The sequence below is a fragment of the Bradyrhizobium sp. CCGB01 genome (genome assembly GCF_024199795.1).
GTDB lineage: Bacteria > Pseudomonadota > Alphaproteobacteria > Rhizobiales > Xanthobacteraceae > Bradyrhizobium.
Genome location: NZ_JANADK010000001.1, coordinates 1,967,254 through 1,989,444 on the forward strand (window position 1 = coordinate 1,967,254; position 22,191 = coordinate 1,989,444).

At 59.2% G+C, this 22,191-nt stretch carries 21 protein-coding genes and 1 pseudogene; 18 read left to right on the forward strand and 4 right to left on the reverse strand.

All coding sequences use genetic code 11. The annotated features are described in order from the left end of the window. Window positions 1-558 precede the first annotated feature (558 nt). The 7 genes from NLM25_RS08845 to NLM25_RS08875 are packed head-to-tail and all read left to right on the forward strand — an operon-like array spanning window position 559 to window position 8,254. Entirely contained in the window at window positions 559-1,335 is a 777-nt protein-coding gene (locus NLM25_RS08845) for an enoyl-CoA hydratase/isomerase family protein (RefSeq protein ID WP_256570672.1), read from the forward strand. Between the two features lie 36 nt (window positions 1,336-1,371). Further along, the gene (locus NLM25_RS08850) at window positions 1,372-2,241 is read left to right on the forward strand and encodes a xanthine dehydrogenase family protein subunit M (protein ID WP_254136665.1); all 870 of its coding nucleotides are present in this window, start codon (window positions 1,372-1,374) and stop codon (window positions 2,239-2,241) included. Next, the gene (locus NLM25_RS08855) at window positions 2,238-2,717 is read left to right on the forward strand and encodes a (2Fe-2S)-binding protein (RefSeq protein WP_254116495.1); all 480 of its coding nucleotides are present in this window, start codon (window positions 2,238-2,240) and stop codon (window positions 2,715-2,717) included. The genes NLM25_RS08850 and NLM25_RS08855 overlap by 4 nt, the downstream gene beginning before the upstream one ends. Next, window positions 2,714-3,475: an N-acyl homoserine lactonase family protein gene (locus NLM25_RS08860; protein WP_254136666.1), complete on the forward strand. Its 762-nt coding sequence runs from the start codon at window positions 2,714-2,716 to the stop codon at window positions 3,473-3,475. The genes NLM25_RS08855 and NLM25_RS08860 overlap by 4 nt, the downstream gene beginning before the upstream one ends. Then, complete coding sequence (locus NLM25_RS08865; RefSeq protein ID WP_254116497.1) at window positions 3,429-5,864, forward strand: xanthine dehydrogenase family protein molybdopterin-binding subunit; 2,436 nt, start codon at window positions 3,429-3,431, stop codon at window positions 5,862-5,864. Before NLM25_RS08860 ends, NLM25_RS08865 begins: the two co-directional genes overlap by 47 nt. Continuing rightward, the gene (locus NLM25_RS08870) at window positions 5,861-6,610 is read left to right on the forward strand and encodes an SDR family NAD(P)-dependent oxidoreductase (RefSeq protein ID WP_254116498.1); all 750 of its coding nucleotides are present in this window, start codon (window positions 5,861-5,863) and stop codon (window positions 6,608-6,610) included. The genes NLM25_RS08865 and NLM25_RS08870 overlap by 4 nt, the downstream gene beginning before the upstream one ends. A gap of 12 nt (window positions 6,611-6,622) precedes the next feature. Then, the gene (locus tag NLM25_RS08875; RefSeq protein WP_254136667.1) at window positions 6,623-8,254 is read left to right on the forward strand and encodes a class I adenylate-forming enzyme family protein; all 1,632 of its coding nucleotides are present in this window, start codon (window positions 6,623-6,625) and stop codon (window positions 8,252-8,254) included. On the opposite strand, the gene NLM25_RS08880 is transcribed toward NLM25_RS08875, so the two are convergent. Continuing rightward, the gene (locus NLM25_RS08880) at window positions 8,181-9,104 is read right to left on the reverse strand and encodes a helix-turn-helix domain-containing protein (protein ID WP_254136668.1); all 924 of its coding nucleotides are present in this window, start codon (window positions 9,102-9,104) and stop codon (window positions 8,181-8,183) included. The two genes, NLM25_RS08875 and NLM25_RS08880, sit on opposite strands and share 74 nt — an antisense overlap. A gap of 294 nt (window positions 9,105-9,398) precedes the next feature. Here NLM25_RS08880 and NLM25_RS08885 point away from each other — a divergent pair, with 294 nt between their 5' ends. The 3 genes and pseudogenes from NLM25_RS08885 (at window position 9,399) to NLM25_RS08895 (ending at window position 11,538) form a co-directional block, all read left to right on the forward strand. Then, window positions 9,399-10,619 carry an ABC transporter substrate-binding protein gene (locus tag NLM25_RS08885; protein ID WP_375167823.1) on the forward strand — a complete coding sequence of 407 codons (1,221 nt, stop codon included), beginning with the start codon at window positions 9,399-9,401 and terminating at the stop codon, window positions 10,617-10,619. Between the two features lie 170 nt (window positions 10,620-10,789). Further along, window positions 10,790-11,146 (forward strand): annotated as a pseudogene (locus NLM25_RS08890) (4-hydroxyphenylacetate 3-hydroxylase N-terminal domain-containing protein); the annotation flags it as partial. Further along, a complete protein-coding gene (locus NLM25_RS08895; RefSeq protein WP_375167881.1) occupies window positions 11,110-11,538 on the forward strand; it encodes a CoxG family protein in 429 nt (142 codons plus the stop codon). The pseudogene NLM25_RS08890 and the gene NLM25_RS08895, both read left to right, overlap by 37 nt. 263 nt (window positions 11,539-11,801) lie before the next feature. Here NLM25_RS08895 and NLM25_RS08900 read toward each other — a convergent pair whose 3' ends face one another. The 3 genes from NLM25_RS08900 to NLM25_RS08910 form a co-directional block, all read right to left on the reverse strand. Further along, entirely contained in the window at window positions 11,802-12,524 is a 723-nt protein-coding gene (locus tag NLM25_RS08900; RefSeq protein ID WP_254136669.1) for an LrgB family protein, read from the reverse strand. Continuing rightward, entirely contained in the window at window positions 12,521-12,907 is a 387-nt protein-coding gene (locus tag NLM25_RS08905) for a CidA/LrgA family protein (protein ID WP_254116504.1), read from the reverse strand. Before NLM25_RS08905 ends, NLM25_RS08900 begins: the two co-directional genes overlap by 4 nt. A gap of 154 nt (window positions 12,908-13,061) precedes the next feature. Further along, the gene (locus NLM25_RS08910) at window positions 13,062-13,772 is read right to left on the reverse strand and encodes a FadR/GntR family transcriptional regulator (protein ID WP_254136670.1); all 711 of its coding nucleotides are present in this window, start codon (window positions 13,770-13,772) and stop codon (window positions 13,062-13,064) included. Window positions 13,773-13,954: 182 nt separating this feature from the next. Here NLM25_RS08910 and NLM25_RS08915 point away from each other — a divergent pair, with 182 nt between their 5' ends. The 8 genes from NLM25_RS08915 to NLM25_RS08950 all read left to right on the forward strand — a co-directional run bounded on the left by NLM25_RS08915 (window position 13,955) and on the right by NLM25_RS08950 (window position 22,161). Continuing rightward, complete coding sequence (locus NLM25_RS08915) at window positions 13,955-15,493, forward strand: sugar ABC transporter ATP-binding protein (protein WP_254136671.1); 1,539 nt, start codon at window positions 13,955-13,957, stop codon at window positions 15,491-15,493. Window positions 15,494-15,552: 59 nt separating this feature from the next. Next, window positions 15,553-16,536 carry an ABC transporter permease gene (locus NLM25_RS08920; protein ID WP_254116507.1) on the forward strand — a complete coding sequence of 328 codons (984 nt, stop codon included), beginning with the start codon at window positions 15,553-15,555 and terminating at the stop codon, window positions 16,534-16,536. A 90-nt stretch (window positions 16,537-16,626) separates the two neighbouring features. Beyond that, complete coding sequence (locus tag NLM25_RS08925) at window positions 16,627-17,613, forward strand: substrate-binding domain-containing protein (protein WP_254136672.1); 987 nt, start codon at window positions 16,627-16,629, stop codon at window positions 17,611-17,613. Window positions 17,614-17,676: 63 nt separating this feature from the next. Beyond that, on the forward strand, window positions 17,677-18,741 hold the full coding sequence (locus tag NLM25_RS08930; RefSeq protein ID WP_254136673.1) for an aldo/keto reductase: 1,065 nt from the start codon (window positions 17,677-17,679) through the stop codon (window positions 18,739-18,741). A 28-nt stretch (window positions 18,742-18,769) separates the two neighbouring features. After that, window positions 18,770-19,819 (forward strand): aldo/keto reductase, encoded by a 1,050-nt coding sequence (locus tag NLM25_RS08935; RefSeq protein ID WP_254136674.1) that lies wholly within the window; start codon window positions 18,770-18,772, stop codon window positions 19,817-19,819. Then, window positions 19,816-20,298, forward strand: coding sequence for a hypothetical protein (locus NLM25_RS08940; protein WP_254116511.1), 483 nt, complete (start codon window positions 19,816-19,818; stop codon window positions 20,296-20,298). Before NLM25_RS08935 ends, NLM25_RS08940 begins: the two co-directional genes overlap by 4 nt. Beyond that, window positions 20,295-21,143, forward strand: coding sequence for an N-acyl homoserine lactonase family protein (locus NLM25_RS08945; protein WP_254136675.1), 849 nt, complete (start codon window positions 20,295-20,297; stop codon window positions 21,141-21,143). The genes NLM25_RS08940 and NLM25_RS08945 overlap by 4 nt, the downstream gene beginning before the upstream one ends. Window positions 21,144-21,180: 37 nt before the next feature. Continuing rightward, window positions 21,181-22,161 (forward strand): aldo/keto reductase, encoded by a 981-nt coding sequence (locus NLM25_RS08950; RefSeq protein WP_254136676.1) that lies wholly within the window; start codon window positions 21,181-21,183, stop codon window positions 22,159-22,161. Window positions 22,162-22,191 lie beyond the last annotated feature (30 nt).

A 22,191-nucleotide genomic window follows, 5' to 3' on the forward strand; every position in this document is an offset into this window, starting at 1 on the left:
AGGGTTCCTAACTGAAGCTTATCGCTCCGTTGAACTCCATTTGACTCACGTCATTTCTGTACGATGCGCCAGGGCTAAGGGGAATTAGCTTCAGGCATCGGCTTGCTGCACAATTTTAGTTCGGCAGACCGCCTTCACTGTCTCGGCTTTTTGCTTCCGACCGTCCGCAATTCGTGACGGATCATGGAGCGGGGCGAACTCGTTCCGGATGATCTGATGGTCGGGCGGATTTCACCTACACGCCTAGAACAAACGGCAAGGCTGTGCGCTTCATCAGACCGCACTTCGGGAATGTGCTTAGGCCAAGGCCCATCCAAGATCAGAATGGCGCGCACAAGAGCTGCCGGCGGTATCAATGCAACTGGCAGAAGCCCACGCGGTATCGATCTACAAACGCCGATAAGCAGTGGGCTGACCAGGGCAACCTCTTGAGGCTCCACATCCAGCTCGCAAGCCGGGGGGCTTGACGCCGCGAAAAAAATCAGTCTAGTTATGCAAGTAATGGGTCTGCCCGCCCTTCGTCGATTGGTCCGAACCCGTCTTAGCGTCAGAGAGGCAATGGTGGAGGAAATTCGTGTCGAGCGGCGAGATAACGTTGCGCACGTCGTTCTGAACCGTCCATCGGTAAGGAATGCCGTGACGCTTGCGATGTGGCGCGAACTGGCCGACATCTTCTTGGGCTTTGCCAGCGATCGGGATGTTCGCGGCGTCATTCTTCGTGGCTCGGCCAAGGACTTTTCCGTCGGCGCCGACATCTCAGAATTCGAACGCATCAGAGAAGACCACCATCAGGCCGCCGCATACGAAGTCGCGGTCGATGCCTGCTCGGGGGCGATTGCCTCGCTGGGAAAGCCTGTCATCGCCGCGATCACTGGCTACTGCCTGGGAGGCGGTTGCCATCTCGCGCTCGCCTGCGATTTTCGTTTCGCCGATCGCAACGCCACAATCGGCATTCCCGCGGCCAAGCTTTCTATCGTTTATGGCGTGAATAGCGTGCAACGCCTCCTCGCACTCACCGGCCTGTCGAATGCCAAGCGGATACTCTATTCGGCAGACCGCTTCGAAGCAGAACAAGCCATCCGAATGGGCTTGATCGATGAGCTTCACGACAACGCCGTCGCGAGCGCCGAGAAGTTCGCTCAGCGCCTGTCTGCCAACGCGCCGCTCTCGATCGCCGGCGCTAAGTTCATGCTGAACGGTCTCATCATGGGTAACGGAGCAATGGATCTCGTGATAGCACAGCGGCTCGTCGACGAAGCGTCTGACAGTAAGGACTTCCGGGAAGGCCGCGAGGCCTTCGTGCAGAAGAGAGCGCCGCGTTTTCTCGGAGAATAGTTCGCATGGTGAGGATTCGAGATTTGGAGAGGGCTCATGAAGCCTGCCAAGTTTGACTATGTCTCGCCATCGACGGTGGAGGCCGCCATCGAGGCACTTGTCGCCTCGAAAGGAGAAGGAAAGCTGCTGGCCGGCGGTCAGAGCCTGCTGCCGCTCCTGAACTTCCGAATGGCGCGACCTTCGGTTCTGATAGATCTCAACCGCATCGACGGGCTTTCCTACATCGAGGACCGGGAGGATCGGATCGCGATCGGAGCGCTGACGCGACATTCCGATCTCGAATGTTCACCGCTCGTCGCTTCAAGGCTTCCCGTCATGGCGGCCGCGATGCGGCACGTGGCGCATCTGGCTATACGCAATCGCGGTACGATCGGCGGCAGCCTGTCCCATGCGGATCCCGCCGCCGAGCTGCCGATGCTATCGGCGTTCTACAATGCAAGGATCTCCATTCAGGGACCGAATGGGCTGCGGGCTGTCGCCGCGGAGGAGTTCTTCATAGATGCCCTGACGAGTTGTCTGGAGCCAGACGAAATGGTCGTGGAAGCTGAATTTCCGATTCTCGAGCACGATGGTTGGGCCTTCGAGGAGATCGCGCGGCGCTTTGGCGATTTCGCGCTGGCAAGCGTTGCTCTTTCCGTTCGTCGCTCGGGCTCAAGCCTCGAAGACGCGCGTATCGCGGTAATGGGTGTCGCGGACACTCCGCTGCGCTTGAAGGAAGCTGAGCGGGAGCTCGTCGCCCTGACGCTTGACGAACAGGCTCCGGAGCTCTTTTCCGAGGTCGTCGCATCGAAGGTTTTGCCGAACGACGATCTTCATGCTTCAGGCGAGTACCGCACGCATCTCCTAAAGGAACTGTCCAAGCGCGCATTGCGCACTGCTCTGGCATCAAAGGAGCACGCGGCATGACGGATATATCTGTGAAAGTAAACGGAGAGCGATACGTTATCCGGGACGTCGAGCCTCGCATGCTGTTGTCCGACTTCCTCCGCGATCGGCTGGGGCTCACCGGAACCCATGTCGGCTGCGAGCATGGCGTCTGCGGCGCCTGTACCGTGCTTGTGAACGGCGACAGCGCGCGCTCTTGCCTCATGCTGGCGGTCCAGACCGACGGCGCCGATATCATGACCGTCGAAGGACTGGGGTCGCCCGAAGAGCTTAACGTCCTTCAATCGCAATTCCGCGAGCATCACGGGCTTCAGTGCGGCTACTGCACGCCCGGCATGCTGATGACCGGCGAGGACCTGCTCAGGAAATATCCGCTGGCGACCGACGAGGAGATCAGGGAGGGTCTTTCCGGAAATCTTTGCCGCTGCACGGGCTACCAGAACATAGTGGCGGCGATCCGCAGCGCCGCTGCGAAGCGCTCGGAGAGAAAGTTATGAAGCTGAATTTTCTCGCCGCCGGACGTCTGCGAATGAAGAAGAGCATCTACGTCGCCGACGCAGAACGGAACGAGACGATCGATCTTCCAGTTAGCAGCGCGTTGATCCGGCACAAGCAGGGTAACGTGCTGTTCGACACTGGATGTCATCCGTCCGTAGTCGACCATGCGGAGGAGCGCTGGGGATCGCTCGCCAAGGTCATGAAACCGCTTATGAGCGCGAACGAGACCTTGCTGCCGAACCTGGCTTGCACGGGCCTCGGGCCGGACGACATCGACATCGTCATCAACTCGCACTTTCATCCGGACCATTGCGGCTGCAATCAGTTCTTCCGCAAGGCGACGATTTTTGCCCATGCCAAGGAGATTGAAGCGGCGAGGGCGCCTGGCGCCGACACCGCAGGATACCTCAAAGTCGACTGGGATTACGGACAGCCCATCGAGCCCGTAAACGGCGAGAAAGATCTGTTCGGCGACGCCACCTTGGTGCTAGTTCCGCTTCCGGGCCACACGCCCGGGACGATGGGCGCGCTCGTCAGCCTGGATCGGGCCGGCCAGTTCCTGCTCGCGTCTGATGCGGTCAGCCTGCGCCAGAACCTCGATGCGGACGCGGCCCCCCGCAACACTTGGAACGTCGACCAGCAGATGAAGACGTTCGCAGAGATCCGCCGGATCGAGAAGTCCGGTGCTACCGTCATCTGCGGACACGACGATGCGCAATGGCAAGGTTTGCGCAAAGGTGGCGACGGCTATGAATAGAGATCATCGCGCCAATTCGCTCGACATGATGCGCCCGAAAAACGTCGGCGCGCCGATCAGGCGTACCGAGGATCCGCGTTTGCTGGTCGGTAGCGGTGAATACACGGCCGATCGAAGGCCGGACCGCCCGTTGCATATCGCCTTCCTGCGCAGCGCACAGGCGCACGCGAAAATTGTGCGGGTCGGCACCGCTGCCGCTCTGGAGTCGCCGGCTGTCGTGGCGGTACTGACCGCGGAGGAGATTGCCGGCGACTTCAAACCGGTCATCCCGTTCTCGCGGATGCCGAATTACTACGCGACCCCGATTCTGCCGCTCGCCTCCGGAAAGGTGCGTTACGTCGGAGAGGCCATCGCCGCCGTCGTCGCCACCTCGCGCTATCTCGCCGAGGACGCGCTCGAATTGATCGAGGTCGACTACGAACGGTTGGAGCCGATCGCGCGCGCGGAGGCGGCGATCGCCGACGATGCGGCTCTGCTACACGAAGAAGCTGGGACTAACGTCCTGATCGCTCGCGAATTCAGAAAAGGGGACGTCAGGGCCGATCTAGCCGCCGCTGCGGTGAGGGTAGGTGGGCGTTTCGAGATGACCCGCAAGGCGGCACTCGCGATGGAGCCGCGCAGCTACGCTGCCGAGTACGAGAGGCGAAGAGACGCGCTCACGCTCTACACGTCGTCGAACATACCGGGAATCGTTCGCGACGCCATCTCGGAATCGCTGTCGCTTCCGGGGCACCGCTTGAGGGTGGTCGCCCCCGACGTCGGCGGTAGCTTCGGTTCGAAGGGGTCGCTGTATCCGGAGGAGCTCCTGATCTGCATCGCCGCACGCAAGCTGCGCCGATCGATCAAATGGACGGCAGACCGGCTCGAGGACGTCAGCAGTAGCAGCCAGGCCTTTGCCGAGATCGTTGATGCCGAGATGGGATTCGACGCGAACGGTATGGCCACCTCGCTGCAGGCAGACGTGATCGGCGACGTCGGCGCCTTCTCGATCTATCCGTGGACCTGCGGCCTGGAGCCAGTGCAGGTCGTCAGCTTCCTGCCCGGCCCGTATAAGATACAATCCTATCGTGGCGCGGTTCGCGGCGTTGCGACGTGCAAGCCGCCGACCGGTCCCTACCGTGGCGTTGGCCGGCCGGTTTCGACCTTCGTCTGCGAGCGTCTGATGGACATGGGCGCCAAGACGCTTGGGATCGATCCCCTCGAGATCAGGCGTCGCAACCTGGTGCGGGCTGACGAATTTCCATACCGTATCGCGTCCGGTATCATTTGGGACAAGACCGGTTTCGTCGAATGCCTGGAGGCTGCCGCCGAGGCAGCGGGCTACGATCAGCTTCGAAAGGAGCAGCTGGAGGCACGCAAACGCGGGCGACTTTTCGGGATCGGCATCGCTTCGTACGCAGAATTGACCGGCATCGGCTCACGAATCGCCGTGGCGCCGGGTATGCCGATCAATACGGGCTCGGAAACCGCGAAGATCACGATCGATTCGACCGGAAGTATCACCGCAGCGTTCGGCGTCGCCTCCCATGGCCAGGGGCTCGAGACGACCTTGGCGCAGATCGTCGCCGACGACCTCGGTGCAAGTTTTGAGGACATTCGTGTCATCCAGGGCGATAGCGACGAGGTCCCGATGTCGACCGGGACCTACGCAAGCCGTAGCGCGGTACTCGGCGGCGGTGCTGCGAAGCATGCCTCCGAGATTTTGAAGGGGAAGATCAAGCGGGTCGCATCGCATCTCCTCGAAGCCAACGCGGATGACCTCGAGGTTTTCGAAGGCAGGGTGACAGTACTCGGCACCGATCGCACAGTGTCTTTCAAACAGATCGCGAAGGCCGTCTATTCCGACATGAAGACGCTGCCGGTCGACGCGCGGGAGGAACTGACGGCGAGCTACACTTATGATCCGATCAACGGCACGACCGCGGCAGCAACTCACATCGCCGCGGTCGAGATCGATCCGGCGACCTGCTTCGTGAAGATCCACAAGTTTGTGGTCGCCGAAGATTGTGGCCGCATCATCAATCCGATGATCGTGGATGGTCAGGTTCACGGCGGGGTAGCGCAAGGGATCGGAGCGGCGCTGTTCGAGGAGCTGATCTACGACGACGATGGACAACTTCTCAGCGCGAGTCTTGTCGACTACGTGATTCCGTCAGCACCTGAAGTTCCGATGATGGATGTCGTCCACGTCGAAAGCGAGTCGGCGGTGTCGGGCGGATTCCGCGGCATGGGCGAAGGCGGCACGATCGGAGCGCCGGCGGCGATCGCCAACGCTATCGCCGACGCACTATCGTCCTTCGACATCGACGTCTCGATCCTTCCAATGACGCCAGAACGCATCTTCAGGCTCATCCAGAACGCAAAGCTCAAAGCAAAGGGAAAATCATGACTGATCTCAAGGGACGAGTAGCGCTGGTGACAGGAGGCGGCCGCGACGTCGGTGCGGCGATCTGCAAGATGCTGGCGGAACGTGGTGCGTCCATCGCCGTGAATTACCACAGTTCGAAGGCCGAGGCAGAAGCTGTCGTCGCTGAGATCGAAAAGACGGGCGGGAAGGCGAAAGCCTATCAGGCCGACATCGCGGATGCGGACGTGGTCAAGAAGATGGTCGCTGACATCAAGCGCGACTTCGGCGGTCTGGACATACTCGTCAACAATGCTGGATTGGTGTTCCGCAAGCGATTCAGCGAAAGCACCCCCGAAGAGTGGAAGAAGCAGATCGATACCTGTCTCTACGGGGCCCTGAATTGCTCTCACAGCGCAGGGCCGCTGCTTGAAGCATCGGGCTGCGGCCGCATCATATCTATCATGGGGGATTCCTCGCGGGTCGGCGAGTCCGGTTTGGCGCTCGGGGCCGCCGCCCGCGCAGGCACCATCGCGTTGATGAAGTCGCTGGCTCGTGAATGGGGCCGCTCTGGCGTGACCGCCAATTCGATTTCGCTTGGTCTGATCGAGACCGCACACGACAAGTCCTGGGTGGATGCCAATCGCGACAAGCTGGTCAAAGCCTACGCCATTCGCCGTCTAGGCCTGCCCTCAGACGTGGCTCCCCTGGTAAGTTTACTCGCCTCCGACGCCGGCGCCTGGATCACTGGTCAAGTGATCAGCGTGAACGGCGGATATTCGATGGTCTGATGGGAGGCGGCGATGCTGCACGTTGATCTGATCGCACCGATCGCGACGCTCCTCGAGCGTCACGCTAAGAGCCGACCGGAACAGGTGGCGTATTGGGATTCGACGCGGTCTGTCACCTACGCGCAGCTCGCCGACCGAACTGCTTCGATCGCGGCGAACCTGACGACGGCCGGCTTGAACGAAGGCGACAGGCTCGTGATCTACTTGCCGAATGGGGTGGACTGGATCGAAGCCTGCTTCGCCGCGTTGCGCGCCGGCGCGGTCGTGGTGCCGATTAGCTTTGACGCGGCCGAGGGGGAGGTCAGCTATCGCCTGACAGACGCAGACTGCGGTTTTGTCGTCACCGCGGGCGCGCGCAAGGATCTGCTGGAAAAGATATGCCGGGACCAGCATATCTCACCGACAGTGATCTTCGCTGGGGATGATGCCGACGGGGCCGGAGTATCAATGGCGGACCTCGCCAAGGCGCGCGGTGTCGCGTCGTTCGATCCGGATGACATTGATCGGTCCTCATTCATCATCTACACGTCGGGCACCACGGGACGGGCAAAGGGCGTGCTGCTGTCGATCCGCGGCATGCTGTGGATTTCGGCAGCGTGCTGGGCGCCGATCGGCGAATTGACAAGTAGGGACGTGATCCTGTCGCCGCTTCCGCTCTTCCATTCCTACGGCCTTAACCTTTCCGTGCTTGGGGTCCTTGCTGTCGGCGCCAGTGAGCACATCATGGAGCGCTTCTCGCCGCAGCAGGCGCTCGAACTGCTGCAGACTGGCAAATACTCGCTCATGCCAGGCGTGCCGACGATGTTCCACTACCTTCTGCTCCGCGCGCAGGAGGCTGGCATCGAACGCTTGGGGGCCGTGCGCCTGTGCATCTCGGCAGGCGCGATCATGCCTGCAACACTGAACGAGGCTTTCGAGAGCCGCTTCAAGACACGGCTCCTCGACGGATACGGCATCACTGAGACTTCCACGATGGTGACGATGAACTGGCTGCACGGCGGCAGGCCGATGGGATCTTGCGGACTCCCGGTGCCCGGGCTCGCGGTTCGTATCGTCGATCCATCCTCGTTGGAAGACGTCCCGTTCGGCGAGGAAGGTGAACTGATCGTCCGTGGACCGAACCTCATGCAAGGCTATCACAACAAGCCTGCGGAGACAGCATCGGCGCTGCGCAAGGGTTGGTACCATACGGGCGACCTCGCGAAATCGGATCCATCAGGCTATCTGACGATCACGGGCCGCATCAAAGAACTGATCATTCGCGGCGGTCAAAACATCGCGCCGGCCGAGATCGAGGAAGTCGTCGTGAAATACCCTCAGGTCAGGGATTGCGCAGTCGTCGGGCTCAGGCACGCGACACTCGGCGAGGTACCGTGCCTCTTCGTGGTAGCCAAGGATGGCGCTTTCGATATCCCCGGGCTGCTGGAGCATTGCAGGGCGCAGCTCTCCGCATACAAGATCCCGGAGTACACGCATCTCGTGGCAGAAATTCCGCGAACCGGATCTGGCAAGATCATGCGCTTCAAGCTCGTCGAAGCTCTGAGCAATCAAGCTTGCGCGGCTCGGGCGGTCAGTCTACGGAGCGCGGACCAAGCGCGCCGAAGGATTTCGGGTCGTAGGCGAGACGATACCGCATGTCGGTAGCTACGATCGGCGTCTTGCACCGGTCGCAATCGACGACAGGATCAAAGTCGTGGCCGCACTTGATGTGCGTGAGGAGGAGCGGCGGCTTTCCCTTCGAAAGCCAACGATCTCCCCATCGCAGCATGGCGATGAAGGGACCGTAAAGCTCCAAACCCATGTCGGTTAGGAGGTATTCGTACCGGTCGGGAGAACTCTGGTACTGTCTTCGGCGGAGCACTCCGTTGGCAACTAAGCGATTCAGCCGATCCGTCAGGATGTTCGGCGCGATTGCGAGTTCATTGAGGATCTTATCGTAGCGGCGGTTGCCAAAAAAACCCTCCCGGACGACCATGAAGCTCCATTTGTCGCCGATTATCTCGAGGGCGCGGGATACCGAACTTGGGCGGCCGAGCACGAAGCGGCTTCCGTCGGAGGGACGCCGTGTGTTGCGACCAGGCTTGGCGGGACTGCGGCCGGCGCCAGGGCCGTCGCGATACTTCGCGTCCCGAGCTCCAACGCTCTCACTGCAATGGGAACACGTGACAATCGGGTGACTCTCGCAACCGCAAGTCGCGTGGACAAGCGTCAGCGGCGGCGGCTTGCCTTTGGATAGCCAACGGTCGCCGAACTGCATGAGAGCTATAAAGCTCGGATAGAGGTCGAAGCCCATTTTCGTCAGCCTGTACTCCTTCCTTTGTGAGGAGCCGGGCGCAACTTGGCGGAAGATCGCGAGCTGCGTCAGCTTTTTGAGCCGATCAGTCAGAGTAGCCCGGGGAATGCCGAGCGCCGATCGAAAGGCTTCGAACGTCTGTGTCCCGAAGAATGCCTCGCGGATGATCAGGAAAGCCCATGCGTCGGAGACGATGTCCAACGTACGAGCGACAGAGCAGTTGCGTTCCGTTCGTCCAGCAGCCGTACGGGTCGCCGTCGCCGGCGCCTTGTGTTTGGCCGAGGTTATAGGCTTTTGGATTTTAGCAGCGACAGGCATCCGATCGGTCCGCTCACACAGCCGCCACGACCGGACAGCCTTGAAAAGTTGCGCATCTGTAGCACGGTGGCGCGATTGACTCCGTGAAAAAATAAGTCTAGTTATGCATGTAACCACAGTCTAGTTATGCTAGTAATAAAAGCAGGATCGGAAACGAGATTATCCGGGAGGAATGACATGAAGCGGGAAGTGGAAAGTGGCCTGATTGCGGCGGCGATCCTGATGATGAGCTTTGGCGCCAGTGCTCAGACGGTCGCGGTCTCAGACGATGTCGTGAAGATAGGTGTGCTAACCGACATGTCCGGGCAGTTCTCGCACGAATCGGGTGAAGGCGCGGTGACTGCAATCAAGATGGCCGTCGAAGATTTTGGCGGCAAAGTTCTCGGAAAGCCGATTGAGGTCATCGTCGCCGATCATCAGAACAAGCCCGACACGGCTTCCGCGCTGGCGCGAAAATGGTTCGACGTCGAGAAGGTCGACGTGATCGGCAACCTCATCAACTCCTCAATCGCGCTTACCGTCTCCGGCGTGGCGAAGGACAAAAACCGGATCGCTATCATAAACGGCTCCGGATCGTCTCGTCTGACCGGCGATGCGTGTACGCCGAACAGCATACACTATTCCTACGACACGTATGCGCTCGCACGCGGAACCGGGACCGCGCTGGCGAAGGAAGGCAAGAAGTCCTGGTACTTCCTGACAGCGGACTATGCGTTCGGACATGCTCTCGAAGCCGACACTTCAACTGTCGTGAAGGCGATGGGTGGTGAAGTCGTTGGATCGACGCGATACCCGCCTGAGTCCTTCGATCAGTCCTCGTTCCTGTTGCAAGCGCAGTCGTCGAAAGCGCAGGTCGTGGCGTTGGCAGGATCCGGCAACGTGTTGGTAAACTCGATCAAGTCCGCGCAGGAATTTGGAATTCAACAGCGCCAAGCGTTGGCTGGCCTCCTCGTCTGGGAAACTGACATTAAGGTCCTCGGTCTTCCGGTCGCCCAAGGATTGGTATTGACGAACGCCTTCTATTGGGATCGCGACGATGAGACGCGCGCATGGTCGAAGCGGTTCTTCGACAGGATGAAAGTAATGCCACATATGGGGGACGCCGGCGACTATTCATCGACCATGCACTATCTCCGCGCGGTGGAAGCCGCTGGCACCGACGAAGCGCAGGCGGTCATGAAAAAGATGCGTGAGATGCCCATCAATGATTTTTTTGCCAAGAGCGGGCGTATTCGAGAGGATGGGCGCATGGTGCACGACATGTACGTATACGAAGTCAAGAAGCCGTCGGAATCGAAGGGCGATTGGGATTTCTACAAGCTCCGCGAAGTGATCCCGGGCGATCAGGCCTTCCGTCCGCTCAAGGATAGCGCTTGCCCGTTGGTGAAGAAGGGTTGAGCAAGTTGGAGCCGGGCCCGGACGCGGATATGTCATAGGCCCGCATGTAAGGAGGCATCTTGATGGACCAGGAAGTTGTCGCAGTGAGCTCAGCAGGGTTGCTCAATCCGATTAGCACTGGGGCTGAATACATCGAGAGCCTCCGCGGACGTAGATTGACCGTGTATCTGATGGGCAAGCTGGTCGATGAGCCGGTCGACAATTCTATGATTCGACCTTCGATCAATGCAGTGGCAAAAACGTATGACCTGGCGAACGAAAATCCGGCCCTCGCGTCCGCAGTCTCGCCACTCACCGGCGGGAACGTGAACCGGTTCCTCCATGTTTCCGCCAGCCCCGCCGATCTCGTAATGCAAAACAAGATGCAACGCCGTCTTGGGCAGCTGACAGGAACGTGCTTCCAGCGCTGCGTGGGCATGGATGCACTCAACTCGCTGCACTCGGTAACGTACGATTTGGATGGAAAATACGGCACGCACTACCATGCGCGATTCACACAGTTCCTCGCGCGTGTGCAGGCAATGAACCTGGTGATTGGAGAGGCGATGACCGATGTCAAGGGAGACCGCAGTCGGCCGGATGCGAAGAGTTGGAGAGGATCGACGATCAAGGGTTTCGTGCCGTCGCAAAAATGAAGGTGGGACCTGTCTCCGCGCGATTCAAAGGTAGGGTTACCCTGACCGACCTCGATCCGCCAAGGAGCTATAATATCGTTGGAGAGGGGGAGGGCGGTGTCGCAGGCTTCGCGAAAGGTGGCGCAAAGGTTAATCTGCTTGAGCGGGATGATGGCACGCTGTTGACCTATCAGGTCGAGGCGCAAATCGGTGGAAAGCTTGCGCAATTGGGACAGCGGCTCGTCAACGGCACGGCCAAGAAACTCGCCGACGAGTTCTTCGCCAATTTCGCGCGAGCACTTTAGCTGGAGATTACCCAGCCGCTCCAACGTAGGCCGAGCAGCGACCTTTGCGCTCGGCATTCAGCCTTTTGCCGGTGCGCCGACGAGCATCAAGGGCTTCGAGGACGAGCGCACTTTATGTACGCGTCGTGTTCGAGCAGCTGCATTTGCTGCCTCGATCGCCATCCTAACTAGACACGAAGAAATTCGATCGCCCACGATGTCGTGCGTTCCGTGGTTTAAAAGCGCCGCTGTCTAAACAAGCGAGATCTGGCAGGCGAAGGGCCTCACCGCAGCAGTAAGGTCACCGCGAGCGGGACCAATAGCGACGTCACGAGCGCATTGAGGCCCATGGCGATTCCGGAGAACACGCCAGCCACCTCGTCGACCTGGAACGCGCGTGCTGTGCCGATGCCGTGCGCAGCGATGCCAACCGCGAAGCCGCGCGCGCGAAAATCAGTGATCGCTGCCCAATTCATTAGCGGCGTGACGATGATCGCGCCCATGATGCCGGTGAGCACGACGGACACCGCGGTAAACGACGGATCGGCGTGTAGGGATTCGCTGATCCCCATAGCGACACCGGCCGTCACTGATTTCGGCGCAAGCGACAGAATGACGGCATGCGGCAGGCCGAAAGCTTTGGCAAACAGAACGACGGACAGGATTGCCGTAATTGAGCCGACCACTAGCGAGATCATCATCGGCACGATCGCTGCGATCACCCGCTTTCGATTGTCGTAGAGCGGCACCGCGAGCGCCACCGTGGCTGGCCCGAGCAGGAAGTGAACGAACTGCGCGCCGGCAAAATAAGTGGTGTAGGAGGTGCCAGTAATGAGCAGGAATGCGCCGATAATCCAGATCGAATGAAGTACCGGATTCGCCAGAGGATGCCTGTGCGTCGCGAGCGAGAGGCTGTCAGTGACTGCATAGGTCGAGAGTGTCACGGTCAACCAAAGCAGTGGCGACTGCGAGAGATAGACCCACAGCGAGAATGAGGCTGCGTTCATGGCTCTGTTTGGCGTTTCGCGACAAGCCGGCTGATCGCGAGGAAAGTAGCGACCGTCGCGAGCAGAGTGACCACCACCGACGCCGACAGCGTTACTAAAATTGCGGCTCCATGCTCGATAATCAAGTCGAGTTTCTTCACGACGCCTACGCCAGCAGGAATGAACATGAGAGATAGATGAGCGAGCAGGCCGCGGCCCGTTCGCTCAACTGCATCGTTCCGCAATGGGCCATGGCTAAGGGCGATGAAGTGATCTCGAGTCAAGAGAAGCAGCAGCAGCAATGCCATGCCGAGCACCGGTCCTGGCATCGGCAGACCGAGCCCGCGCACAACTACTTCGCCGACCAATTGACAGAACAGAATCAGGCTTAGACCTGCGATCATGCGGGGCGCTCTTCGCGGGACGAATTGGCCTCAATGAAGCGTGCATGAGCTCTGTGCTCGCAAGACGAATGTGGGATCGATATGCGAAGATCCAGCCATCTCGCAGTGGACTTATTGGGCCGAAGCTTAACTTGAATCCACGTTGTCACAGGCGCTATGCCGCGGGAATCTTCAAGGACGACATGAAGTGCTCCATGTTGGCTTCCACGCTTTCCCGACTGAGCATGCCCGTCTGCTGATCTCGGATCATTGCATACATCTTTTCGTGTAGGCCAACGGCACGGTAGCGTCCGCTGACCTCCAGCGATTTGCGGATCCAGGGGGCAACCATGTTCAAAACGAAATCAGCGACCACCACGATGAGCTTGTTGCCCGCTGCAGCATAGACTGCGCGGTGGAAGTCAAGATCGGCTTCCAGCAATTTGTCGACCGGCGAATGGGGATCGTCGGAGAGAGCCTTAAGTCGGTCAATGCTCTCTCTCATGACCGCCAGATCTCGTTGGGTACGTCTTGTTGAGGCCAGCTCTGCGCAATTGCGGTCGAAGATGTATCGAAGCTCCATCAACATCTCGGGAGTGGAATCTTGAAGATAGAGCTGAAACATCATCAGCGGCATCACGGCGGTGCCTTCATCCTTCCGGATATAGTTGCCGTGCCCATGTCGAGTTTCGATCAGTCCCGAAACCGCAAGCGTCTTCATAGCCTCGCGGATAGGGGTGCGGCTGATGCCAAGCTTCTCTGCGAGCTCCTTCTCATTGGGCAACTTGTCGCCGGGATTTAGATTACCGTTGGCGATCTCGCCCGTGATGTAATTCAACGCGACTTCGACACGCGTGGGTAGTTTCTTGTTCTCAATTCGCTCCATCGGTCGCTCGCAGCTCTAATTTTTGGCCGTTGCGGGCATAGCGAACACATAAGGCACCGCGCGACCAGCCCAAACCAACGAACATCCACAAGGTAGGAGGTATGATCTCGGTTGACAACAGGTATAAGGTATGACCTCATATCTCGACAGGGCGCGATCGAAGACGCCTCTGGAGGAAACCGATGCATTTGTCGACCGGGTCAAATCCGGAAGGCCGCGACTATGTCGCCCTCGGCCCGCGAGACGAGCCGTTATTGGTGGCGCACGGAATCGCGAAGTCTTTCAATGGCGTTCCAGCGCTTCGCGATGGCCGGCTTGTCCTCAAGCGCGGAACCGTCCACGCGCTCTGTGGCGGTAACGGCGCCGGCAAGTCGACCTTCCTGAACATCGTGATGGGCTTGTTGCATCGCGACGAAGGCAGCATTCGCATCGACGGGGTGGCCGTTGATTTCAGGAGTGCCGCGGATGCTCTGCGCCATGGCGTGACCATTATCACTCAGGAACTGTCTCCAGTTCCCGAGATGACTGTGGCCGAGAACATCTACTTGGGGAGAGAGCCGAAGATCGGCGGCCTTGTGGTCGACTTCCCGAAGATGCGGCAGGCCGCAAGACGGATTCTGGATGACCTCGAGTTCGACGTTCCCGTCGGCGCCCGCATGCGAGACTTGAGCCTGGCCCAGATCCAGCTCGTCGAGATTGCGAAGGCGCTTAGCCACCGTGCGGACATTGTCATTATGGACGAGCCAACCTCGGCCATCGGCGAGCACGAGGTGCACATCCTCTTCAATGCGCTGATGCGGATAAAGGCGCGTGGATCTGCGATTATCTACGTCTCGCACAAGTTGACCGAAATTTTCGAGATCGCGGACGAATACACGGTTTTCCGCGATGGCCGGTTCATCGAAAGCGGAGCAATTTCCTCGATCGACCGCAATCATCTCGTTACTCAGATCGTTGGGCACGAAATCAAGTCTGTCGAAAAGGGGAAACCGAACGAAGGCGCGCCAGTCCTGCTCGAGGTGCGCTCGTTGTCGCGCGGATCTCACTTCAAGAACATCTCTGTGACCGTCGCTGCAGGAGAAGTTCTGGGCATCTACGGTTTGCTTGGCTCGGGTCGGACTGAGTTCTTGGAAACGATCTATGGCATCCACGCGCCGACCGCCGGCGATGTCTTCCTCGATGGGAAACGGGTCGATCCGGGCAGTCCCAAGAAGTGCATCCAACAAGGCATGGCCATGGTTCCGGAAGATCGGAAGGATACCGGGCTCGTTCTTTGTGCCTCCATTGCCCACAACATTGCCTTGTCATCGCTGGCGCTTCGCGCCGTCAGCGGATTTGTCCGCCGCAAGGCGGAGGCGGCTGCGACCGATCGGATGATGCGGTTACATCGGATCAAGGCGGCATCTCCAAACGTCGCCGTGGAGACGCTTAGCGGCGGAAACCAGCAGAAGGTGGTTTTCGCACGCTGTCTCCTGACCAATCCACGTCTGCTGATATGCGACGAGCCAACACGAGGAATCGACGAGGGTTCGAAGCAGGAGATCTACGCCTTTCTCCGCGAGTTCGCGGCCAAGGGCAATGGGGTGCTTGTGGTCTCATCCGAAGCGCCCGAAATCCTCCAAATCAGCGATCGAATTGCCGTGTTTCGGCAAGGACGGCTCGATCATGTCGTCGACGGGCACGAGACAACCCAGCAGATGCTGACAGATCTCGCCAGTTGAGCGGATCGAAGGGCCTTTCAAGAATTGGCGTGCGAATGCGGTCGAAGCGAGGAGTGGATATGGTGACCAACGTAATAAGCAACGTCGCGACGGGTGCCCGATCCAAAAGTATTGCTGCTGTAGGACCATACCTGAAGTCGTTCAGTATCGTCATCGTGTTCGTGGTGATTTCGGCGTTCTTCGCCGTGGCCAACGAATACTTCATGACATGGCTGAATTGGGTGAACCTGCTGCGACAATCCTCGATAAATGGCGTTTTGGCGATCGGGGTGACGTTCGTCATCCTGACAAAAGGCATCGACCTTTCGGTCGGCTCCGTGATGGCCCTTGCGGGTATGATCGCTGCCAGCCTTGTGACCTCGACCAACCAGCATTTCGTCCTCTGGGCGATTCTGGCGGGGTTGGGAACGGGGGCGGCGTTGGGCTTGGTGAACGGCGTCATCGTGACGACATTCAATGTTCCGCCCTTCGTCGCTACGCTCGGAATGCTGAGTATGGCTCGCGGCTTGACGCTCATCTTCTCCGAGGGGCGCCCTGTTCCCAACCTCTCGGAGTCATTTCGCTGGATCGGCGGTGGCAGCGTTGCGGGCGTTCCGGTACCAGTCTTGATCCTCTTTCTGGTGTTTGCCATCGGGTGGGTGGTGCTCTCTTACACAACCTTCGGACGCTATGTGTACGCCGTGGGTGGGAACGATAAGGCCGCTAGGACGAGCGGCATCTCGACCCAGAGCGTCATTGCATCCACCTACGTGATCTCAGGCCTTCTCGCCGGACTTGCCGGTCTGGTGCTCACGTCCCGCACCACTGCCGCACTTCCGCAAGCGGGCATTGGCTACGAACTCGACGCAATTGCAGCCGTGGTGATCGGCGGGACTAGTCTCGCAGGAGGGCGCGGTTCGTTAGTCGGGACGTTGTTCGGCGCACTTATCATTGGAACGATCAATAACGGCATGGATCTGATGGGCGTGTCTTCCTACTACCAGCAGCTTCTCAAGGGCGCGATCATTGTCGTTGCCGTGATGCTTGACCAATTTCGCAAGTGACAGCTGCGAAGTCCATTACAGACGCGAGGGAACGGCTGTAACGCCCAGCTGGGCGGACTAGGTGACTGACCACATCAATCGGAGGAGACGATGAAGGTTACGCGTAGATCGACGATGGCGGGTTTCGCCGCTGCCGCAATTATTCTATCGACCAGTACGGCCTTCGCTCAAAGCAAGACTCGGATCGCCGCCCTATCGTTCGGAGAATCCGGCGAATACATGAAGGCCTGGTCCAGCGAGATTCAGAACCACCCGGCCGTTAAGGACGGTTCTGTCGCAGTCACGATCTTTGACGGCAAATACGATCCGCTCGTCCAAGTGAATCAGATCGATACGGCTATCACGCAAAAATTTGATGCCATTATTATGTCGCCGTTCGATCTCCAGGCGTCGGCGCCCGCGATCGACAAAGCCGTCGCCGCTGGCATTCCAGTCATCGTATCGGCCCTGAAAACCGCGTCGAAGAAATACACCGCGTCGATTATCGTCAACGACACGGAAGGCGGACGCATTATCGGGGAACAACTTGGAAAGCTGCTTCCGAATGGTGGGAACGTGGTGCTGATGGAAGGCCCGATCGGTCAGTCGGCGCAGATCGAGCGCAAGGCTGGCATTGATGCCGGGTTGGCCACGTTCCCGAAGCTCAAGCTGATCGCCAGCAAGTCGGGTAACTGGAGCCGCGCCGAGGGGCAGGCGCTCATGGAGAATTGGTTGCTCGCGCATCCGGGGCAGATCAACGCCGTACTGGCCGAGAATGACGAGATGGCGCTAGGCGCGATCGAAGCCATGAGGAGTGCCAAGGTCGACTTCAAGTCCGTTCCGGTGCTTGCGATCGATGGCATTCCGGACGGAAAGCGTGCCGTTCAGAAAGGCGAAATGACCGTAACGCTCTACAAGTACGCCCGCGCTGAGGGACAGGGCGCCGTCGATCTCGCCCTGCGTGCCGTCAAGGGAGACAGCTACAAGCCCCGGTCCGAGATTTGGGACTCTTTGATGGAGTGGAAAGGCGGGACCCAGAAGGACTACGTCGTTCCCTGGCTTCTCTTGGATTCTTCGAACGTCGCAAAATACATGTGAGTCCATCGTGCGCACGCGGTGAGTAGCCGCGTGCGCACCAATGCTTAAACAGGGATATTTGGTATGGTGGCTCTGCAGAAGAGGGCGCTCCCGAACGGCAGTCTGACTTTGACCTCGCTTGGGCTCGGAACATCACCTTTAGGCGGATGTGGTGTTCCGGTTAGCTTCGAGACCTTCGAGGCGGTCATCCTGAAGGCCTACGAGCAGGGCGTACGCTATTTCGATGTTGCTCCGCTCTATGGCCTCGGGAAGTCGGAGCATTTTCTCGGCCATGTTCTTCGCGTTCACGGTCTTCGTCCAGATGTCGTGGTGAGTACCAAGGCGGGCCGGCTCCTGAAGCCAGCAAGCCGTTCAAAGCGCGCCGAAAGTCTCTTTGGGATCAATTGGGTTGATCCGCTGCCCTTCGTCGACGAGTACGATTACAGCTACGACGGCATCATGCGGTCCTTCGAGGATAGTCAGCAGCGCCTTGGTCTCGACCACATCGACATTCTTTTCCTGCACGACGTGAGCGGAGTGTGGCACCAGGAGAAGTATCCCCTCTATCTAGGGCAACTCCGCGAGAGCGGATACCGGGCGTGCGACGAACTCCGTCGCTCGGGAGCGGTCAAGGCGATTGGTCTCGGTGTAAACGAGACGGCTTCAGTGCTCGAAGTGGCGGCCGAATTCGATCTCGACTGCTCGCTCGTGGCAGGGCGGTACACGCTCCTGAATCATGCTCCGTTGACTGACTTCTTCCCCGAGGCCCGACGTCGCGGCATCGGCATCATCGCCGGCGGCGTGTACAATTCGGGGATCCTGGCTGAGGGTAGTCAAGGTAACGCCCTAACGCGGACCTACGATTACCAGACGGCTCCCGAATCCATCGTGCGGCGCGTAAAAGCGCTGGAAGCTGTCTGCGAACGTCACAACGTCGTGCTCGCCCATGCGGCTTCCCAGTTTGTCTATGCGCATCCTGCCGTGACGTCGGTGGTTCAGGGCGCGCTCACGACGTCGCATGTGGAGCAGAACGTCGCCTTGATATCGGCGCCAATTCCTCAGGCGTTCTGGATGGACCTCCGGAGCAAAGGCCTGATTCCTGAAGAAGCCCCGCTCCCGGATCAGGGCTCCCTGGCCCTGTCCGGCTGAACTTCCAAGACAAGCAAGGAGAAGAGCGATGATTTCGCTTGAAAGACGAACTCTAGGCCGCGCTAAAGTGACCGTCACGTCCGCGGGGCTTGGGACGGTGCCTCTTTCCGGGTTCAATGTCGGAGTGCCCTATTCCGAATTCGAAGCTGTCGTTAAAGCAGCCTTCGATCTCGGGGTGCGCTACTTTGACTGCGCGCCGATGTATGGTCTTGGAAAGGCCGAGCATTTCCTCGGTCGCGCTCTCCGCGACCTCAGTATCCGAGATCAGGTCGTCGTGAGCACGAAGTGCGGCCGAGTGCTCAAGCCAGCCAGCCGGACACCGAAGCTTGACACAGTGTACGGCATCGAATGGGTTGATCCGTTCCCGTTTAGAGACACGTATGACTATACGTACAACGGGGTGATGCGCTCGTTCGAGGACAGTCAGCAGCGTTTGGGCCTCGACTATATCGATGTGCTGCTGGTCCACGACGTCGGGTGCGCATGGCATGGCGATCAAGCAGAATTTTACTGGAACCAGCTCCGCGAGAGCGGATACCGTGCCCTCGAGGAGCTGAAGAGCTCGGGTGCTATCGGTGCGGTAGGGTTAGGAGTAAATGAGACCGAATCCGTTGTTGGAGTAGCGCGCGAATTCCCGATTGACTGCGCGTTGATCGCAGGTCGATACACGCTTCTCAACCATGCACCACTCGATGGGCACTTCGACGAACTGCAGTCCCGGAATGTCTCGGTGATTGCGGGCGGCATCTACAATTCGGGCATCTTGGCCGCTGGATCGAAGGCGGCAGCCTCGACCTATGACTACCAGCGGGTACCCAGCGCTGTCCTGGAGCGCGTCCGTTCAATCGAGGAAGTTTGCGAACGACACGGTGTTGATTTGCCGACCGTCGCGACGCAGTTCGTGCAAGCGCACCCCGCCGTCGCCACCGTGGTTCAGGGCGCGAAGTCGACAAGTGAGGTTACCCAGAATGTCCGCGCTGTCTCGGCGCCGATACCCGCTTCTCTCTGGCAGGACTTGAGGGCCGTCAAACTGATCCCATCGAATGCTCCGGTTCCTGAAGGCGAGCAATCCTCGTGAGCGGGCTTGTGGTCGCACAGTTCCGTGCCGACGATCCCTTCGAAGGGATTGCTCCGGGTTCAGCGGTCGCCGAATACGATCTCGTCATCGGGCCGGTCGTTCGCTATCTGCGCGACGTTGTGACTGACCGCTCTGTTCGTCTTCTTGCGAACCTCATCGGGGCGTCGCATCTGGAGGACGAAAGCAAGACTGCCGTCGGCGGTCCGGATCATGTGTACGATATTCTTGCCGTGGTTCGGGTACCGCTGCAGCGGCGGCACGAGTATCACCACGTGAAGCAGGCGGCGCATTTGCTGTTGTCGCAGCAGGCAGCCCCCTTGGCGCCGCATCAGCGTACGACCGAGGTGAGCTTGCTATCAAGGGCTTGGGGTCATCTGCGTCGGACGAGCCCGATCGGTTGCGGCGGTTTGATCGACCTGCGGCAGTGCTGCGGCCAACTTAAGCTTGGTGCAGACCTTCTGATGGGAGCCTCCGAATGACGAGATATGCCATCACTGTGCTCGAATACGCAGCGAGCCCCCAACATCCGACAAGTGGGGTGTTGTACGGCCGGCACAACAGCGGAAGCATGAACCTGCCGTTTGCCTATGTGCTCTTGCGCAGCAGCGACACGGTCGCCTTAGTTGACACCGGTTACGATCAATCGGATTTCGGAGGCGAGATCGCCAATACCATCGGCGTCACCGGCTGGACTCCACCTTCTGAGGTCTTGGGATCTGTCGGCATTCGTCCCGATGATGTGCAGCATGTGTTCCTTACACACGCTCATTTCGACCACATGGGTGGGCTGGACTACTTCCCCAACGCCAAGTTCTACATCCAGAAGCGCGAGATCGAGAGTTGGATCTGGGCCATGTCCAAGGGACGTCGTTTTCGATCCCTTCTCGGCGGCATCAACCCTGCCGACATTTTGAAGCTGGTGGATCTCGGACTGAAGAATCGGCTGGTTGTGCTGGACGGTGCGTCGCACGGCATCCTGCCGAATATCGATCTTCTTCCCGCCTTCGACACGCACACTGCAGGTTCGCAGTATGTGGTGGTCCGCAACGGCGGAAGTATTGAGGACCGATGGGTCCTTACCGGAGACGTCGTCTACACGTACGAAAACCTGCACGGAGGCGATCGGGATGATCCATGCTTCGTGCCACCAGGACTTGCGACGGGAAGTCAGACCAATCTAATTCTCGCGGCGGAAGAGATGCTCGCCAGCGTCGGCGGCGACACATTGAGGCTCGTACCCGTCCACGAGGAAAAGCTCAAGGAGCACTTCCCGTCTCGGGTGAGCGATCGAGGACTCCGAATCACCGATATCGCGACACTTTGAAACAGTTCGGGGCAGGCAAGCCAGCGAGGTATCGCTCATGGATTACATACGTTTGGGGCGTTCGGGCCTCAAGATCTCGAGGGTTGTACTGGGTTGTATGAGCTACGGAGTAGGGCAGCGAGGGAATCATCCTTGGACCCTCGGTGAGAGCGACAGCCGGCCCTTCATACAGAAAGCCCTCGATTGCGGGATCAATTGCTTCGATACGGCGAACGTGTACTCGGACGGTACGAGCGAGGAGATCGTGGGCAAAACTCTCAAGGAGATGGTCCCGCGAGACGAAATCGTGATCGCCACGAAGGTTTACGGCCGCATGCGGCCGGGGCCAAACGGGAGCGGACTTTCGCGAAAGGCAATTCTTGCCGAAGCGGAAGCCAGTCTCCGGAGGCTCGGTACCGACTATATCGATCTGTACCAGATCCATTTCTGGGACAACGACACGCCAATCGATGAAACCCTTGAAGCCTTGAACGATCTCGTGCGGAGCGGGAAGGTCCGTTACATCGGTGCCAGCAACACCTACGCTTGGCAGTTCGCAAGAGCTCTCTATCGGGCCGACGCAAATTCTTGGGCGCGTTTCGTGTCGATGCAGTGTCACCTAAATCTGCTCTACAGAGAGGAGGAACGAGAGATGCTACCGCTCTGTCGCGACGAAGGCATTGGTGTGATCGCCTTTAGTCCGCTGGCTCGTGGGCGCCTTACCCGCCCCTGGACTGAGAAAAGCGCTCGCTCCGAGACCGATAACGTAACGTCGCAGTTTTACGGGCACGCCGAAGCGTCCGATCGGAGCATTGTCGACGTGGTTTCCGATATCGCGACAGAACGTCGAGTGGCACCAGCGCACGTAGCGCTGGCGTGGGTAGCCGGCAAAGACGGAGTAACGGCGCCGATCATAGGGGCGACGAAGACCCAGCACCTTGATGATGCAATTATCGCCCTGAGTCTGAAGCTAACGTCCGAAGAAGTCGCGAGACTGGAAGAGCATTACGTGCCTCACAGAGTGGTCGGCTTGAAGTGAGGAGACCAGAGTTCAGCATCCTAGAGGTTA

What these genes read in the sequence shown, in the direction of transcription:
- NLM25_RS08845 (WP_256570672.1), top strand. Translation starts at nt 559, where the DNA reads ATGGTGGAGGAAATTCGTGTCGAGCGGCGAGATAACGTTGCGCACGTC.
- NLM25_RS08850 (WP_254136665.1), top strand. Translation starts at nt 1,372, where the DNA reads ATGAAGCCTGCCAAGTTTGACTATGTCTCGCCATCGACGGTGGAGGCC.
- NLM25_RS08855 (WP_254116495.1), top strand. Translation starts at nt 2,238, where the DNA reads ATGACGGATATATCTGTGAAAGTAAACGGAGAGCGATACGTTATCCGG.
- NLM25_RS08860 (WP_254136666.1), top strand. Translation starts at nt 2,714, where the DNA reads ATGAAGCTGAATTTTCTCGCCGCCGGACGTCTGCGAATGAAGAAGAGC.
- NLM25_RS08865 (WP_254116497.1), top strand. Translation starts at nt 3,429, where the DNA reads ATGCGCAATGGCAAGGTTTGCGCAAAGGTGGCGACGGCTATGAATAGA.
- NLM25_RS08870 (WP_254116498.1), top strand. Translation starts at nt 5,861, where the DNA reads ATGACTGATCTCAAGGGACGAGTAGCGCTGGTGACAGGAGGCGGCCGC.
- NLM25_RS08875 (WP_254136667.1), top strand. Translation starts at nt 6,623, where the DNA reads ATGCTGCACGTTGATCTGATCGCACCGATCGCGACGCTCCTCGAGCGT.
- NLM25_RS08885 (WP_375167823.1), top strand. Translation starts at nt 9,399, where the DNA reads ATGAAGCGGGAAGTGGAAAGTGGCCTGATTGCGGCGGCGATCCTGATG.
- NLM25_RS08900 (WP_254136669.1), bottom strand. Translation starts at nt 12,524, where the DNA reads ATGAACGCAGCCTCATTCTCGCTGTGGGTCTATCTCTCGCAGTCGCCA.
- NLM25_RS08905 (WP_254116504.1), bottom strand. Translation starts at nt 12,907, where the DNA reads ATGATCGCAGGTCTAAGCCTGATTCTGTTCTGTCAATTGGTCGGCGAA.
- NLM25_RS08910 (WP_254136670.1), bottom strand. Translation starts at nt 13,772, where the DNA reads ATGGAGCGAATTGAGAACAAGAAACTACCCACGCGTGTCGAAGTCGCG.
- NLM25_RS08915 (WP_254136671.1), top strand. Translation starts at nt 13,955, where the DNA reads ATGCATTTGTCGACCGGGTCAAATCCGGAAGGCCGCGACTATGTCGCC.
- NLM25_RS08920 (WP_254116507.1), top strand. Translation starts at nt 15,553, where the DNA reads ATGGTGACCAACGTAATAAGCAACGTCGCGACGGGTGCCCGATCCAAA.
- NLM25_RS08925 (WP_254136672.1), top strand. Translation starts at nt 16,627, where the DNA reads ATGAAGGTTACGCGTAGATCGACGATGGCGGGTTTCGCCGCTGCCGCA.
- NLM25_RS08930 (WP_254136673.1), top strand. Translation starts at nt 17,677, where the DNA reads ATGGTGGCTCTGCAGAAGAGGGCGCTCCCGAACGGCAGTCTGACTTTG.
- NLM25_RS08935 (WP_254136674.1), top strand. Translation starts at nt 18,770, where the DNA reads ATGATTTCGCTTGAAAGACGAACTCTAGGCCGCGCTAAAGTGACCGTC.
- NLM25_RS08945 (WP_254136675.1), top strand. Translation starts at nt 20,295, where the DNA reads ATGACGAGATATGCCATCACTGTGCTCGAATACGCAGCGAGCCCCCAA.
- NLM25_RS08950 (WP_254136676.1), top strand. Translation starts at nt 21,181, where the DNA reads ATGGATTACATACGTTTGGGGCGTTCGGGCCTCAAGATCTCGAGGGTT.